Source organism: Flavobacterium sp. 270 (assembly GCF_004368785.1).
Taxonomy (GTDB): Bacteria; Bacteroidota; Bacteroidia; order Flavobacteriales; family Flavobacteriaceae; genus Flavobacterium.
Genome location: NZ_SODM01000003.1, coordinates 61,708 through 76,827 on the forward strand (window position 1 = coordinate 61,708; position 15,120 = coordinate 76,827).

General features: G+C 33.0%; 15 protein-coding genes. 5 read left to right on the forward strand and 10 right to left on the reverse strand.

Annotated features, from left to right (window positions below; translation table 11 throughout):
• Window positions 1-64: 64 nt before the first annotated feature.
• The 5 genes from EV144_RS11735 to EV144_RS11750 all read right to left on the reverse strand — a co-directional run bounded on the left by EV144_RS11735 (window position 65) and on the right by EV144_RS11750 (window position 5,357).
• Window positions 65-2,305: a cation:proton antiporter gene (locus tag EV144_RS11735; protein ID WP_134149033.1), complete on the reverse strand. Its 2,241-nt coding sequence runs from the start codon at window positions 2,303-2,305 to the stop codon at window positions 65-67.
• Between the two features lie 238 nt (window positions 2,306-2,543).
• Window positions 2,544-3,890, reverse strand: coding sequence for an adenylosuccinate lyase (gene purB, locus EV144_RS11740; protein ID WP_134149035.1), 1,347 nt, complete (start codon window positions 3,888-3,890; stop codon window positions 2,544-2,546).
• Between the two features lie 77 nt (window positions 3,891-3,967).
• The gene (locus EV144_RS24350; RefSeq protein WP_243854657.1) at window positions 3,968-4,231 is read right to left on the reverse strand and encodes a sterol desaturase family protein; all 264 of its coding nucleotides are present in this window, start codon (window positions 4,229-4,231) and stop codon (window positions 3,968-3,970) included.
• 5 nt (window positions 4,232-4,236) lie between these two features.
• Window positions 4,237-4,659 carry a hypothetical protein gene (locus tag EV144_RS24355; RefSeq protein WP_243854658.1) on the reverse strand — a complete coding sequence of 141 codons (423 nt, stop codon included), beginning with the start codon at window positions 4,657-4,659 and terminating at the stop codon, window positions 4,237-4,239.
• Complete coding sequence (locus EV144_RS11750) at window positions 4,656-5,357, reverse strand: SIR2 family NAD-dependent protein deacylase (protein WP_134149036.1); 702 nt, start codon at window positions 5,355-5,357, stop codon at window positions 4,656-4,658. The genes EV144_RS24355 and EV144_RS11750 overlap by 4 nt, the downstream gene beginning before the upstream one ends.
• A 223-nt stretch (window positions 5,358-5,580) precedes the next feature.
• Between EV144_RS11750 and EV144_RS11755 the strand changes: the two genes are divergently transcribed.
• The 5 genes from EV144_RS11755 (at window position 5,581) to EV144_RS11775 (ending at window position 8,902) form a co-directional block, all read left to right on the forward strand.
• Window positions 5,581-5,922, forward strand: coding sequence for a type II toxin-antitoxin system HigB family toxin (locus EV144_RS11755; RefSeq protein WP_134149038.1), 342 nt, complete (start codon window positions 5,581-5,583; stop codon window positions 5,920-5,922).
• Complete coding sequence (locus EV144_RS11760; RefSeq protein ID WP_134149039.1) at window positions 5,923-6,483, forward strand: helix-turn-helix domain-containing protein; 561 nt, start codon at window positions 5,923-5,925, stop codon at window positions 6,481-6,483.
• A 164-nt stretch (window positions 6,484-6,647) separates the two neighbouring features.
• The gene (cysC, locus tag EV144_RS11765; protein ID WP_134149040.1) at window positions 6,648-7,190 is read left to right on the forward strand and encodes an adenylyl-sulfate kinase; all 543 of its coding nucleotides are present in this window, start codon (window positions 6,648-6,650) and stop codon (window positions 7,188-7,190) included.
• A gap of 26 nt (window positions 7,191-7,216) precedes the next feature.
• Complete coding sequence (locus EV144_RS11770; protein WP_134149042.1) at window positions 7,217-8,191, forward strand: sulfotransferase family protein; 975 nt, start codon at window positions 7,217-7,219, stop codon at window positions 8,189-8,191.
• Window positions 8,192-8,242: 51 nt separating this feature from the next.
• Window positions 8,243-8,902, forward strand: a complete 660-nt coding sequence (locus EV144_RS11775) for a TrmH family RNA methyltransferase (RefSeq protein WP_134149043.1) — start codon at window positions 8,243-8,245, stop codon at window positions 8,900-8,902.
• 94 nt (window positions 8,903-8,996) lie between these two features.
• Here the strand turns inward: EV144_RS11775 and EV144_RS11780 are convergent, their stop codons facing one another.
• The 5 genes from EV144_RS11780 to EV144_RS11800 all read right to left on the reverse strand — a co-directional run bounded on the left by EV144_RS11780 (window position 8,997) and on the right by EV144_RS11800 (window position 15,019).
• Window positions 8,997-9,887, reverse strand: a complete 891-nt coding sequence (locus EV144_RS11780) for a YARHG domain-containing protein (RefSeq protein ID WP_208326849.1) — start codon at window positions 9,885-9,887, stop codon at window positions 8,997-8,999.
• Window positions 9,884-10,450, reverse strand: coding sequence for a DUF2306 domain-containing protein (locus EV144_RS11785; protein ID WP_134149046.1), 567 nt, complete (start codon window positions 10,448-10,450; stop codon window positions 9,884-9,886). Before EV144_RS11785 ends, EV144_RS11780 begins: the two co-directional genes overlap by 4 nt.
• Window positions 10,451-10,609: 159 nt before the next feature.
• Window positions 10,610-12,211 (reverse strand): PepSY-associated TM helix domain-containing protein, encoded by a 1,602-nt coding sequence (locus EV144_RS11790; protein ID WP_134149048.1) that lies wholly within the window; start codon window positions 12,209-12,211, stop codon window positions 10,610-10,612.
• 210 nt (window positions 12,212-12,421) lie between these two features.
• Entirely contained in the window at window positions 12,422-14,581 is a 2,160-nt protein-coding gene (locus EV144_RS11795; RefSeq protein ID WP_134149050.1) for a TonB-dependent receptor, read from the reverse strand.
• A gap of 93 nt (window positions 14,582-14,674) precedes the next feature.
• Entirely contained in the window at window positions 14,675-15,019 is a 345-nt protein-coding gene (locus EV144_RS11800; RefSeq protein WP_134149052.1) for a hypothetical protein, read from the reverse strand.
• Window positions 15,020-15,120 lie beyond the last annotated feature (101 nt).

Here is a 15,120-nt window from a genome sequence, read left to right on the forward strand (position 1 = left end):
TTTCTAAGGCGCTGAGGTTCTGAGGTACTAAGGGAAAAACTTAGAATCTCAGAACGTTAGTTTCTTAGGATCTTTTAACAAGCAAAGTATTCATCTTCTTTTTATCTCCAACTACCCAGATAATATCATTTTTCTGAAGGACTAAACTAGATTCAGGGTTTAAAATACGATTTCCATTTCTTTCAATTCCAACAACCATTCCGTTAGTTTTAGATCTAAATTGACCAATGTTTTTCTCTATAAATTCTTCATCAGAAACTTCTAGTTGGCGCAATACAATTTCGGCATCCTCAACAGCTTTTGCGGCTTCGGTTTCATTTTGATTCAGGTATTTATTAAACTCAGTAATTTGAGCGTCAGTACCAATAACACAAATTTCATCGCCAGGAAAAATTCGCTCGCTTTTTGTTGGAATAGAAATCATGACATCGCCGCGTTTTATGTAAGCAATATTAATTCCCATCTGCTCACGTATGCGAAGTTCTTCCAGCGTTTTTCCAGCAAGATTAGATTCTTTTCCAATATCAAAAAACGACATGTGACCGTCCCACGGCATTAGATTAGCATATCGTCTGTCGATTTTTTTGTTTTCGCGGTCATTTAGATTTTTCAGGAAATGACTTTCAATTCTATGGTATTGCTCGTTCAGTTTTTTTGGGAAAATCTGGTATGCCCCAATGGCAATAATCAAGGCGATAAAGGCAATTAATGGCGAGAAGAAAATATTCAATAAAAACCCGACAAAGAAAAGTCCAAGGCTCATTCTAATTAAAATCAGCATTAAAAGTGCTCCTCTGTATTTACGTTCTTCCCACAGCGCTTCAACTTCTTCCACTTTTACACGACGAAGAGAAAGCGCCCATAAAAACGGTGCAATGATAACTAAAGTTATAAACGCAGCTAAAGTATTTCCAAATCGTGTATCGGCAACCAAAGGCGCTACAAATTTGGAAGAAAGTAAAATAATAGCGGTAATAATAATAGTGTGAAGTATAATTTGTGTCACCGCAGATCGCAGCACTAACTGCCAAGTACTGACCGATTTTATAGCCTGCGCATTTACACTGTAGCGATTGATATTTTTAACCCATTTTTTTGGCATTTTTTGCTCTAACAATTCAGAGAAAGGTTCTGCATATTTTATTAAAAATGGAGTTGTAAAAGTGGTAATGGCAGAGACGGCAACAATAATCGGATATAAAAATTCGCTCGTAACTTTTAAGGTCATTCCCAAAGTTGCGATAATAAATGAAAATTCCCCAATCTGTGCCAAACTCATTCCCGTTTGCACAGATTGTTTTAGCGGCTGACCCGAAAGTAAAGCTCCAACCGAAGAACTCAACGCTTTCCCGAAAATAGTAAGAAGTGTGATAATCGCCACCGGCAAAGCATACGTAACCAAAGTTTCAGGATTAATTAACATCCCGACGGATACAAAGAAAACTGCACCAAATAAATCTTTTACAGGCTGAATTAAGTGTTCAATTTTTTCGGCTTGTGTCGTTTCTGCAATAATAGAACCCATTATAAAAGCGCCCAATGCGGGAGAAAAACCAACATTTGCAGCAAACATAACCATCATTAAACAAAGTGCCAGCGAAATAATAAGCAGCATTTCATCCGTTAAAAGATGTTTGGCTTTCTTTAAAATTGTCGGAATAATAAAAATACCGCCCAAAAACCATATAATTAAAAAGAAAACTAACTTTAAAACCGACTGTAATAAAGCAGTTCCCGAAACCTGATCGCTCACTGCAATTGTCGAAAGTAAAACCAGCATTAAAATTGCCACAATATCTTCTACAATCAAAGCACCAAAAACAATCCCGACAAACTTTTTTCCTTTTACGCCCAATTCGTCAAACGCACGAATAATAATAGTGGTGGACGAAATGGAAAGTGTTGCGCCCAGAAAAATACTGTCCATTTTTCCCCAGCCCATCCATTGTCCGACGCAGTAACCAATGAGCGTCATAAACAATATCTGCGTAATGGCGGTAATCGAAGAAGTGCCGCCCACTTTCATTAATTTCTTAAAGCTAAATTCGAGACCCAAACTAAATAGTAAAAATATAACCCCAATTTCTGCCCAGACCTCCACACTTTTCATGTCGGTAATAGAAGGGAAAAAATCGAAGTGGTTTCCGGCAAGAAATCCGGCAATCAAATATCCCAAAACCAACGGCTGTTTCATTTTTTTAAATAAGAGCACAGCAATTCCCGCGGTCATAAGAATTAATCCTAAGTCGCTGATTAGAGGTTGTAAATGGTGTGTAGTTTCTGCAGCGGCGTTTAAGGCAATCATAAAGTGGTATTTTAGTTATCAGGAGCTTAATCCAGCTTTCCATTACAAGCTTTTACTCAAAAAACATATTTTTAACGCAGTTACAGGAGCTTCCGTTGGTCGCTCTGTCTCTGCAAAAAATATAGTTTTTTTTGCAAAAGGCTTTTCATTTTAATCTGGGCTAATTTCCAATAGGATTAAATAAAAAAAGCTATCTCGATAAAGATAGCTTTTTTTGACAAAATATTTTGCGTTTTATTTAGATTCCTACGTAATTACTAGGAGTTATTTGCATTAATTCTGCTCTAACAGCATCAGAAACCTCCAAAGTCGCAATAAAATTATGAATTGCATTTTTATCAATCGCTTCATTAGTTCTTGTTAAACCTTTTAAAGCTTCATAAGGATTTGGATACGCTTCACGGCGTAAAATAGTCTGAATTGCTTCTGCAACCACAGCCCAGTTTCTTTCTAAATCTTCAGCAAATTTAGATTCGTTAAGCAATAATTTATTCAAACCTTTAAGAGTAGCTTCAAAAGCAATAATAGTATGACCGATAGGAACTCCAACATTTCTTAAAACAGTACTATCTGTTAAATCACGCTGTAATCTAGAGATTGGTAATTTAGCAGACAAATGCTCAAAAATAGCATTTGCAATTCCTAAGTTTCCTTCAGAATTTTCAAAGTCAATAGGATTTACTTTATGTGGCATAGCAGAAGATCCGATTTCGCCCGCTTTGATTTTTTGCTTAAAATACTCCATCGAAACATACGTCCAGATATCACGATCCAAATCGATAATGATATTGTTGATTCTTTTTAAAGCATCAAAAAATGCAGCAAAATGATCGTAATGTTCAATTTGAGTTGTCGGGAAAGAATGTTGTAAACCAAGATCAGTTTCAACAAATTTATTTCCAAACTGTTTCCAGTCAATTTGCGGATAGGCAACATGATGTGCGTTGAAGTTTCCTGTTGCACCGCCAAATTTAGCTGCAAACGGAATATTGAATAACAAACGCATCTGCTCTTCAAGACGCTCTACAAAAACCAGAATTTCTTTTCCTAAACGAGTAGGAGAAGCCGGTTGTCCGTGCGTACGCGCCAACATCGGAATGTCCTTCCATTCTACGCTTAATTCTTTCAATTTAGAAATCAAAGAAATTAAAGTTGGCATATAAACCTGCTCAAAAGCTTCTTTTGTAGAAAGCGGAATTGCAGTATTATTAATATCCTGAGAAGTTAATCCGAAGTGAATGAACTCTTTGTGTTGAGATAAACCCAGTTTTTCAAAAGCATCTTTAATAAAATACTCAACCGCTTTTACATCGTGATTGGTTACTTTTTCAGTTTCCTTAATCCAAAGTGCATCTTCTGTAGAGAAATTTTTGTAGATGTCTCTTAAACTGTCAAATAAGTTTGGATTAATGTCTTGAAGCTGTGGTAACGGAATCTGGCATAAAGCGATAAAATATTCCACTTCAACCAAAACACGGTATTTAATCAAGGCTTCTTCTGAGAAAAAAGGTGCTAAATTTTGAGTTTTATTTCTATATCTTCCGTCAATTGGCGATATAGCATTCAATTCGTTTAGAGTAGTCATTGTTATGTTGTTTTTTCGAAAGATGCAAATATAAGCTATTGTTAAAACTTCTGAAAGTTAGTTGTGAGTTATTATCCTTAAAATATGGTTTTGAATATTTTATCCCAAATCGTAAAATAAAAACCATAATTATAAGATTCGTTTTTATGGTGATTAGAATGAAATTTTGTCGTAGAAATCCATTTTGTAAAATAGTTATTGTACCAAAAATCGGGGAATATATCTGTTTTTAAATGACCGAAAACACCGTATGATAAATTTAGAATCAGATAAATGATAATGCTTAAATAATTGAACTCGAGAATAGAAATTAAAAACAGCCAGATAAAACCAAAACCCAAAGTTTCTAAGGATGCAGTACATAAAGACTGTAAACATTGGTTTCAATATGGGTGTGATGATGTTTGTGAATCTCATAAAACCATTTTAATTGATGCACGAAATAATGAAAAGCAAACATGAAAAAATCCATCAACAGTACAAGCAAAAATATGTCCAGAAGAATTGAAAAGAAAGAGGACGAAAAGTCAATTTTCATAATTCCCCATTGATACAATTCAAAACCAAGAAAAGTGATAAAAGTATTGCAAACCAGAGTAGAGAATATCCATTTTCGATCTGTTTTCTTTAAAAATGTATTTTCAAGCTCTATTATTTTTCCAATTAAGACAGAAAGATAATAAAGCGTCACATTTTCAATCAGGAAAAATACAAACAAACTAAAGCCGTTGTATTGAGACAGGAATTCTAACCAGCTTTTAAAAATCATTTTATGTGCTCTAATTCAAATAATTTAGCTCTCAAATCGGCAACTCCAGTCGATGCAAACTGGGCAATAGTTTCTACTTTATTTCTAATATTCGGAATCGCAATAGGTTTTGGATCAATATAAAAAACAGGTGTTGTACTTGGTGTATAAGCAATAAGTCCGGCTGCGGGATAAACTTGAAGGGAAGTGCCAATTACAGCAAAATAATCTGCAGTTTCTGTTATGTCAATGGCTTCTTCTAGCGCAGGAACTTCTTCACCAAACCAAACAATATGCGGACGCAATTGATGTCCATTTTCGTCAAAATCTCCAGTAAATAAATCTTCCGTCCAATCTAAAATTAGGTTTTTATTTTGAATACTTCGCACTTTTAGCAATTCACCGTGAAGATGTAAAACATTTGTACTTCCGGCGCGTTCGTGTAAGTCGTCTACATTCTGCGTGATAATGTGTACCTCAAAATCTTTTTCTAACTCGGCTAAAATCTGATGGCCTAAATTTGGCTGTACTTCCTTTAGCTGTTGTCGTCTTTTGTTGTAGAAATCCAAAACCAATTCCTGGTTTTTATGCCAGCCTTCGGGAGTTGCAACTTCCATTACGTCATGTCCTTCCCATAAACCATCGCTGTCACGAAAAGTTTTAATACCGCTTTCTGCGCTGATTCCTGCTCCGGTTAATACGACTAGTTTCTTTTTCATTATTAAAATTTGAATTTCAAATATAATAAAAATAAGGATTTTATAATTTAATTTCTTTTGAAAACAAACTTTAATTTGAAAGTTTATTCTTATATATTTGAAACTTGTTTATTCAGCTAAAGTAAAATTTGGTTTGAGTAGATATCATACGTTACAGTAATAATAAAATTTTAAAGTTCGGTTTTTATCAGAACTTTTTGTTTACTTTGCAAAGTATATTTAGATGAGGATTATAGGTAAAAAAATAATTGTAAAAGTTAAAATCAAAAATTTAGGAAATAAGAAGTTATGTGATGCAATTGATAAATTAATTTCTGATTTAGAAAATTTCAATCCTGGTAAAGAGAAACTTATTGAGATCAGATCCGATGCAGATTGCGTTCATAGTGAAGGTTTTTATTTTTTTAATATTAATATTCACAGAACATTGATATTGCTTGAATTTGATGATGAAGGAGAAGCAACTATTGTTTGGGCAGGTACTCATCAAGAATACGAAACTATTTTTAAAAACAACAAAACGACCATTGAAAAATGGCTGCGAAAAAAAGGTTATATAGAATAAATGAAAACACATTTTGATATCGAAAAAATGGTTGAAAGTAATTTTATTTCTAATGAATTAGATTATGAAAGAGCGCTTATTGCAGATCGAAAGCTAAGAATTCTTGAAAAAGACAATATTCATTTTAAAAAATTACGTGTAAAGCTTCGGGATTTAATTGAAAAGTATGAAAATGCCGAATGGAAAGATGCTGATAAAATTGATGAATTTAAGATTGAAGAGAGTGAAAAATCTGAAAGAATTGCTGAATTGGAAAGGATTTTTATTGAAAATCGAAAGCAGTGTATCAAAAAGAAATTGAAAGAGTTTGATTTAACGCAGCAAAATTTAGCCTTAATTTTAGGCCATAAAAGTAAGAGTCACATGTCTGAACTTATGAACGGAATCAAACCTTTTACTTTAAAAGATTTGGTAATTATTAATCGAATACTAAAAATTGATATCACTTTATTAATTCCTGTTTTTCTTTCTAATGAAGAACAAATTAGGTTAAAAGATGTTGTAAAAGTATTAGATAAACCCAAAATGAAATTGACCGAAAAAGATTTAATTTCGGTCTAAACTTTTGCTGATAGAATTCAAAAAAGAATTTATTTTAGAACAGAATATTTCCAAATAATCTTAAAAAAGTATAATTGTCATGTATATTTTTTTAGTATTTTTACTATAAATAGTTTTTAAAGCATTGATTTGTATTGCTTTGTTAAATATTAAAAATACTTTAAATGATACTAATCCAATTTACAGGTTTGTCTGGTTCCGGTAAAACTACTTTAGCAAAAAACGTAAAGCTTTTGCTGACGAAAAACGGACATAAAGCTGAAATTGTTGATGGTGACGTTTATAGAACAACACTTTGCAAAGATCTAGGATTTTCTAAAAAAGACCGATGCGAAAATGTGAGACGCCTTTTTAATGTCAGTCAGGATTTTATTCAGTCAGAAATTATTGTTTTAATGTCTGTGATAAATCCTTACGAAGATTTAAGAAACGAACTAAGCCAACATGATTTTGTTCGCACAGTATTTCTAGACTGTTCTTTGGATAACTTGATAAAAAGAGATCCAAAAGGTTTGTACAAAAAAGCACTTCTGCCGGATAACGACCACAATAAAATCAAAAATTTTACGGGAATAAGTGATGTTTACGAAGTCCCGCTAAAAGCAGATTTAACTTTAAAAACTGATTCAGAATCAGAATCTATTTCCACCAATAAACTTTACACTTTTATACTAGACAACCTATCTAATACGACCTATAAACAATAATTTTATTCATAAGATAAATTTAAAACATGGAAAATATCGATCACCCTCTTTTACATTGGATTCCTTATAAATTAATTAATAAAGATGGCGAATTATATTTTGAATGGATTTATTTAGGAGAGCAAAGATATTTAGATCCTTTTTTTGAAGATTCGATAGTAAAATGCAAAAGTCATCCGTATAATTCAAAAATGCTTAAAGTAGTAAGCACTGTAGAAAATCTTATTGATTGGTCGGCACAATTGGCTTCAACAAATTTAAAGGCATTTGTATTTCATATATCGCGCTGCGGTTCTACAATGCTCGCGCAGTCTTTGGCGGTTTCTCCTCAAAATGTAGTCGTTGCAGAAGCTCCAATTATCGATGAAATTTTGAGAAGTCAGGCTTTTGATTTGGAAAAGAAACGAATACTTATAAAAGCAATAATAGCATTATTAGGTCAAAAAAGATTTCCAGAAGAAAAGGAGATGATTATAAAATTAGATTCTTGGCATATATTTGAAGCAGCCGAATTAAGGATTCTTTTTCCTAATCTGCCTTTTGTCCTGCTTTACAGAAATCCGGTTGAGGTACTGAAATCGCATTCTAAACTTAAAGGAATGCATATGGTATCTGGAATATTACCTGCATCAATTTTCGGAATTAAAGAAGAAGAAAACCAAAATAGTAATGTACACCAATATGGTGTGCTGGTTCTGGAAAAATATTTTGAAGCTTATTTGAAATTGGATGCAAAGGAGCAAAATATTTCGATATTTAATTATAACGAAGGAATGAAATCTATTTTGGAAAGATTTATTAACCTTGTTGACAGCGATTATTATATAGAGGAAATTGATCTAATGTATGAACGGTTAAAAACGCATTCTAAAAATGAAAAAAGTGCTTTTACAGGTGATTCTTTTACAAATTTAGATCAGGCAATTGATGTGACTAAGGTTGTTGATTTATATGAAAAATTAGATTTAAAGATTTTAGGTGAATTAGCAGGCAGAAATTAAGGACTTTATTAAAGATTCTTTTTTAGTATTTTTGCGTCAAATACCACCAAAATGATTGATTTAGATTACCTGGCTTTCCTTGAAAATATATTAACTGACAACCGCAAAGAGAAATTCCTAAAAGTCCTTGCCAATCGTACTAAACATTTTACGATTGTGGTAGAAGACGTTTTTCAGATGCACAATACAAGTGCTGTAATGCGCAGCTGTGAGGTTTTTGGAATTCAGGAGTTAAATATAATTGAGCAGCGTTACGGAAAACGTATCGATAAAGAAATTGCAATGGGCGCTCAAAAATGGGTAGATATCAATCAATTTGACTCGATTACCAATTGTGTTGCTACACTTAAAAATCAAGGATATCAAATCATTGCGACAACGCCGCACGAAAATGACTGTCTTCTCGAAGATTTTGATATTACCAAACCAAGTGCTTTATTCTTCGGAACAGAACGCGACGGACTTTCTCAGGAAATATTGGACAAAGCCGATGGCTTTCTAAAAATACCAATGGTAGGTTTTACAGAAAGTTTAAACATTTCTGTTTCTGCTGCAATCATCATTCAAAACATTACAAATCGTTTGCGAAATTCAGATATCAACTGGAAATTGTCGGAAGATGAAATTCTAGAGAAACGTCTCCTTTGGGCAAAAAGCTCGATCAAAGATATTAAGAGAATTGAAGCAAGATATTTTGAAGAAAATTCTTGAAATAAACTTCTAAGCTTCTAAGCTTCTAAGTTTTTCTCTTAATATCTCAAAAACTTAGTAACTTAGAAGCTTAGAAGCTTAGAACCTTTTATATTTATCTTCCAAAAGTATCGTAATTATCTGTAGCGTATTTTTCAAAACGTTTTAAAATTGCGATGTTTTGTTTTTCAGTAGTAGTTAATTCGTTATCAACATTGCTCGAAATCGGAATATACCAATCAACATAATCAAAAAACTGGCGAACTGTTTTTGTTTTAAAAGTAAGACCGTGTCTTGCAAAAATGGTATTTCGCAAAATTTGAAGATCTAGTTTTTTAAGATTTTTTAGTTGTTTTTCAGTCAGTTTTTCAGTTGATGAATTTATTTGATATACGCTTTCTGACGCTTGTCTGTATAAAGTCATACTATCACCTCCGTAATCCTCTTCTGAGATAGTGTCATTTTCAACTTCTGTATTTTCTTGTTTTTCTTCTTTAGGATTTTGAAAATCAACATACATATCTGCTTCCGGAAGCATCACTGCAGGATCATATTTAAACTGCTTTTTTGTCAGTTTGTATTTCCTTTTTGTAACTTCTTTTTTTGAATTGTACGCGGTCCATGTACCAACTAAAAGAGTATCATTTTTTATTTCGAATGTAAAAACACCGTCATTTTTGTCGTCGCCTGGTTCTTTAAGAGTAAATTGGAGTGTATTTCCCGTTTTTATCATTTCGCCTTTTAAGGGTCTGTTATTTCCGGCAACAATACTTTGGCCAATCACTTCTTTAGGCGTAATTCTTTTAATTAATAGATTGATTTTATTTATTCCTTCTTTTTCTTCTCGTGTTGTATCGCGTTCTTGAATTTCAAATTCGCCAACCCACGAACCGTACAAATCTGTTCTTATTTCCTCAATTTGAGCGGTTGGTTTTTTAGAATCTTTTTTTTCATCCTTACAGGAAAACAGGGAAAAAGCGAGCAATAAACAAAGTAGTTTTTTCATTTTTTTGATTGTTGATAGATGTAAAATTCAATGATTAATAAATTTGGAATCCAACCCAGCCAAGCTATAATCTGATACAGATCCATAGGTGAAGGGTGAAACAAATATACAAGAATAACCTTCCAAAAACGCAGTGTAATAGCAGAAAATGTTAAAGCAAAACTTCGCAGCATAAATTTTTTATGCAACTGGATATTTTTGTTTCTGATGGTTAAAAAACCTTTCAGCGTAAAATAAAACCAAAGTAATGAAAGTGTAACAAATGATATTTTTGAATAAAAACCGCCATTTGCAAAAACTCCAATAAAGAAACCAGAAGGCGCACTTAAAAACAGCACTATAAAAACATACAGTTTACCAATGTTTCTATGTATGACAGGTTGTTTTTGTAATAAACGGGAACTAAATTGAGTAAATCCGGCAAACAAAACAAAAATGGCCGAATAAACATGAATATAAAAGAAGAGAATGTAAAGCGGAATGTTTAAAACTTCTGTTTGCTTGATTTGTAGAAAAGCGGCATCATTTTTAAATGGAATATATTGACAAGTAATCCTGATCATCAATATAAAAAAATAGCTGAAACTGATTATCAGTAACAAAGGCAAGGAAAGCTTGAGATATTTTTTCAAGTTACATTTTTTAGCTTCTAAGCAGCTAAGATACTAATGTTCTGAGAAAAATCTTAACAACTTAGTACCTTAGCATCTTAGAACCTTAGGCTACTTTTTCAAAAAAAGAATAAACCCTAAAATACTAACAATCAAAATGCTCAACGCGGCCAAAACCGTCGCAAGATCCCGAATGTTTTTTCCTGCCCAATCCATAAATAAAAATTTATGCAGAATGGCAAATGAATATCCTTCAACTTTATCTGAATTTTTAATTACTGCAGCCAATCTTGACGTAGCAGTTTCTATAAAGTAAGTTGTTTTTTCCGGAGTATCGTAAGCCAATTTTATTACAGGAAGCCTTTTATTGACAAAACCATATTCTCTGCTTTCAAAATCGGTTAAAACTTTTGATTCTAACAATTTTACGTTTTCCAAATTAACCTCTGGTTCTTCTTCATGAGAACTCATGTCGATCTCACAACACGCCAGTTTTGGTGCGCCATCTGTAAAATAATAAGCTAGAAATTCGGCATATTCCAGATCTAGATTAGGAACAATTTTATTTGTTGAAGCATTGATATAAACGACTTCAGATTTTGAATCTTCTTTTTTATTCCATTTAGAATCTCCTTTTGGTTTCTTGAATTTTTTAGTTTCTTTTTCAACCAATTGACAGCGGTAAAAAGTAGTATCGTTTAGCGTAATAATACTCATATTTTGAAAACGATTCCAATCTAAATTTAGAGCAGTATTCGAAACAACAATTTCTTTAGTAGAAAAAGTAGGTTCGTAAACCATTTGCGACAAAGTGTACGGCGCCCATTTTGTGGTAGCGTGATATGCGCCGCTAAATGCGAAAGTTAAAGTAAAAAGAGAAACCCAAATTCCGATTTGGCGATGGTATTTTCTTAGTCCTTTTTTGGGTTGTACACTATCCGTTTTTTTGAATTGTTTCCACAATAAACCATAAATTAAAATCCCGCTTAAAGCAGAGAATCCGATAATAGACAATAAGAAAATCATTGTAATAATTCGGATACTGTTGTTGGTTATGGTATCAATAAACGACCAATTATGAAAAGTATCAAAAAACCAGATAAAAAACTGTCTTGAAGTTGGGTTGTAAGTTGCCAGTTTGCTTGATGAGGTTTCTACATAAACCTGCATTGCGTCATCACGGTCAAAACTTACTTTGTAAACCGGTAAATAACGGTTGACATATTTGTATTGCGAAGTAAATTCAGTAACAATTTCGCTCTTTTTTACGGCACTTTTTTGATCGTCAAGAAAATAACGCGAAAGCCATTCGGCGTATTTTTGATCTCCGTTTTCTAATTTTTTACCATTCGAAGCATCAAAATACAATAAATCTCCCGGAATCATTTTTACCTGATAATAAGTGATATTGTTGAAAGATACGATTCGGAAATTTTTGAAATCGTTGATGAAGTTTTGCTTTAGTACTTCCTGAATAGAAAGATGCAGCTGACTTTTGTCAATAATTTGCTGTTCTATTTTATCATGTGCAATTTCGGGTTTAAAAAAATGCGCCATAAACGGATGCATTAAACCAGATAATGTCCAGAAAATAACAGGAATTACAGTAATTAATCCAATAACACGATGCCACTTGTACATGTGCTGTTTGATTTTTTTGATGAATTTAGAATCTTTCTTTTTAGAAGTTTTTCTATTTGTTTCTTTACTCATAGTTCGGTTTTTAAGCTCCGAAGGAGCCGTTGTTCTTTTTTTTATCTCGTTATAAAATGAGACTGAAAGAGATATGGCAGACAGCGGGATTAGCTTCTAATGTTTATTAATTTTTTTAGCCACAGATTTAAAAGGTTAACACAGATTAAATAATGAAGTAAAATTTTAAAAAATCATTTTAATCCTTTAAATCTGTGGCTAAATTTTATATTACTTTTTTAATGAAAAATTATATTGAATTCCGAATACAAAAGTTCTTGGTGCCGCCGCAGTATAAGTGGGCTGAGAACCTGCTGTATTGGCTCTCGAAACATTATAAGCATACAATTTATCAGTAAGATTCATTACGTTTCCGTAGATTTCAATTTTTCTCCATTGATAACCAATTCTTGCATTAAACAAATTGTAACCGCTATATTTTACGCTGTTAATTTGATCTTGGTAATAACTGCCAACCAACTGCCATTCAGCAGAAGTTCTTAAATTCGGAAGCCAGTTTGGATAATAAGTTACTTCAGAATTTCCAGACCATTTTGGTGCAGCCGGCATTTCTTTTCCGTTTAAATCCTGAACAGGATCTGATGGTTTGTCTGAAAGTTTAAAATCAATATAAGTATGCTGTGCATAAGTACCGCCAAAACGAATATTGAATTGTTTAGAAGGTTTGTAAGAAGCGCCAAACTCAATTCCTTTATGGCGAGTTTCTCCAGCAGAACGATAATCGGTTGAATTATCTGGAAGCTTTATACTTAATAATTCATTCGTGCCTTCCATATAATAAAAAGCATAATCAAAATTTAATTTATTTTCCAACAAAGAAAACCATCCGCCAACTTCATAATTGTCGAAAGTTGCAGGATCCAGATTATAATAAAAATCAGCTGGAACGCCAGTTGTGCCGCCAGTTCCAGGTTTAGTTCTAAAAATCGAAGTAATTCCCGGAGGAGAAAAGCCTTGTGAATAATTGCCATAAAAACCTGCAAATTGCACCGGATTATAGTTTACACCAACTTTATAAGTAGCTTTGTCATAGACTTTGCTTCCTGAAGAAAGATCAAGCGCATTATCATAATTCACTTTCATATTGTCGTAACGACCGCCAACGGTAACAACTAATTTTTCGATTGGATTAAAACTGATTTGTGCATATCCGGCGGTATTAAAAATATCAGCAGTATAATCTGCTAATTTTGCATCTGGATGTTCGGCAACAATTTCATAAGAATCTACGGTTTGTTTTCCCGCTTCACCCGGATTTAGATTGGCTTTTAAATCAATTACATACGACCAATAAGTTACAGGAGAATAATCGTATAAAGCGCCTGCAACAATTTTTGTATTTAAGAAATCAAACTTTTGCGTGTGCTGCCCGATTGCTCCGTAACTTTTAAAGTTGTTTGAATTTATTTCGCCCGTCGCTTTTGTTGGGTTTACAGTTGGGCTCCATTTAATTCCGTAAGACGGATTTTGCCCTAATTTATTATCACGCAAATAACCGGTAATATAACTGCTTGATTTATCATTCCAATCGTGTTCTAAAGTCAGTCGAGTTCTTAAAGCGTCTGATTTTCTATACGTAAAATCAGTAGTGCTTTTATAAGTTCTGTTGTTAAAAGCCTCTTCGTTTACGCTTCCGCTCATGTCAGAATAATATTTTCCGTACATGGTATTACTGATTAATCGGGTAGAAGGCGAAATATTATAATCTATTCTGGCATTCAAGTTGTCTTTGTTATAATCAGAATAGGTCATCCAGCCGTTTTCCTGTAAACTTGAAATTCCGGCGATATGAAAACCAACTTTTCCGATTGTTGCGCCACCGGCAGCCTGAAATCTTCTGTAGCCGTAATTGTCTGCCTGAACTCCAAATTTAAATTCCGGATCTACAGGTGGTTTAAGCGAAATTAAATTAATTGTACCGCCAACAGCTTCTGGACCATATAAAGAAGAAACTGGCCCCTTTACAACTTCAATACTTTGAAGATTAAATTGATTGATTTCTAATAAAGCATTATGGTTGAAAATTCCCATTGGGCGAATTGGTAATCCGTCTTCCAGATATAAATAATAGGCATTTGTAGTCATTGGCTGACGAATAGACATCATATGCTGTTCGTTTCCTAAATTAACCATTAATACGCCTGGTGTTTTATTTATGATTTCGTAAACTGCTGTTGCTTTAGCTTCGTTGATCGTTTTAGCTGTCAATTTGCTAATTGCAACAGGAGTTTCTTTTCTTAAAGTTGCGGTACGATTGGCTGTAACAAAAACATTTTCTAGTTCTTGAGATTTGGTTGTGTCTTGCTCCACTTTATTTTGTGCAAAAACACATTGCCCTATTATCAATAGGGTAAAGTATATATTTTTCATTTTAAATTATATAAATTTTAAAAAGTAACCAGTATTCTTTGGCTTAAAGCCAAGAAAAAGCTTTTCAATTGTATTGAAAAACGGAACTAAAATTTATATAAAATAGGATGGAGGGTGAAAAGTAGCATTGGAAACCGAAATTGGTTTTCCGTCGTAAGAAGCAAAAAGCACAGTTTTTGATTCGATTGGAGTTACTAACTTGAAATTATTAAGAAATGAAGCCTGAATGTAAACAACTTCTGCTTTGTCTTTCAGATTGTTTTGCATTCTTTTCTCGTTATCAGTGTATTTTTTTAAACTTTTTTGAAGTTCACATCGACCGTTACACGTATTAAAAACCATTTTACGTTGTACACAGATCGTTTTTGAAATTTCTTCCTGATTGAGTTTGAAAGAGGTATAAACAAAGAAACTGCCAAAAGAGGGAACTAATAGCATGCAGGAAAGAAATATGATAAATAATCGTTTCAAGAAGAATGATTCGTTGTTTACGATCGCAAAAATACATTATTATTGTTTATCCGCAGAATGATTTTTAT

Bases quoted from the DNA above. Each gene is read 5' to 3' on its own strand.
- EV144_RS11735 (WP_134149033.1), bottom strand. From the start codon at position 2,305: ATGATTGCCTTAAACGCCGCTGCAGAAACTACACACCATTTACAACCT.
- purB (WP_134149035.1), bottom strand. From the start codon at position 3,890: ATGACTACTCTAAACGAATTGAATGCTATATCGCCAATTGACGGAAGA.
- EV144_RS24355 (WP_243854658.1), bottom strand. From the start codon at position 4,659: ATGATTTTTAAAAGCTGGTTAGAATTCCTGTCTCAATACAACGGCTTT.
- EV144_RS11750 (WP_134149036.1), bottom strand. From the start codon at position 5,357: ATGAAAAAGAAACTAGTCGTATTAACCGGAGCAGGAATCAGCGCAGAA.
- EV144_RS11755 (WP_134149038.1), top strand. From the start codon at position 5,581: ATGAGGATTATAGGTAAAAAAATAATTGTAAAAGTTAAAATCAAAAAT.
- EV144_RS11760 (WP_134149039.1), top strand. From the start codon at position 5,923: ATGAAAACACATTTTGATATCGAAAAAATGGTTGAAAGTAATTTTATT.
- cysC (WP_134149040.1), top strand. From the start codon at position 6,648: ATGATACTAATCCAATTTACAGGTTTGTCTGGTTCCGGTAAAACTACT.
- EV144_RS11770 (WP_134149042.1), top strand. From the start codon at position 7,217: ATGGAAAATATCGATCACCCTCTTTTACATTGGATTCCTTATAAATTA.
- EV144_RS11775 (WP_134149043.1), top strand. From the start codon at position 8,243: ATGATTGATTTAGATTACCTGGCTTTCCTTGAAAATATATTAACTGAC.
- EV144_RS11780 (WP_208326849.1), bottom strand. From the start codon at position 9,887: ATGAAAAAACTACTTTGTTTATTGCTCGCTTTTTCCCTGTTTTCCTGT.
- EV144_RS11785 (WP_134149046.1), bottom strand. From the start codon at position 10,450: ATGATCAGGATTACTTGTCAATATATTCCATTTAAAAATGATGCCGCT.
- EV144_RS11790 (WP_134149048.1), bottom strand. From the start codon at position 12,211: ATGAGTAAAGAAACAAATAGAAAAACTTCTAAAAAGAAAGATTCTAAA.
- EV144_RS11795 (WP_134149050.1), bottom strand. From the start codon at position 14,581: ATGAAAAATATATACTTTACCCTATTGATAATAGGGCAATGTGTTTTT.
- EV144_RS11800 (WP_134149052.1), bottom strand. From the start codon at position 15,019: ATGCTATTAGTTCCCTCTTTTGGCAGTTTCTTTGTTTATACCTCTTTC.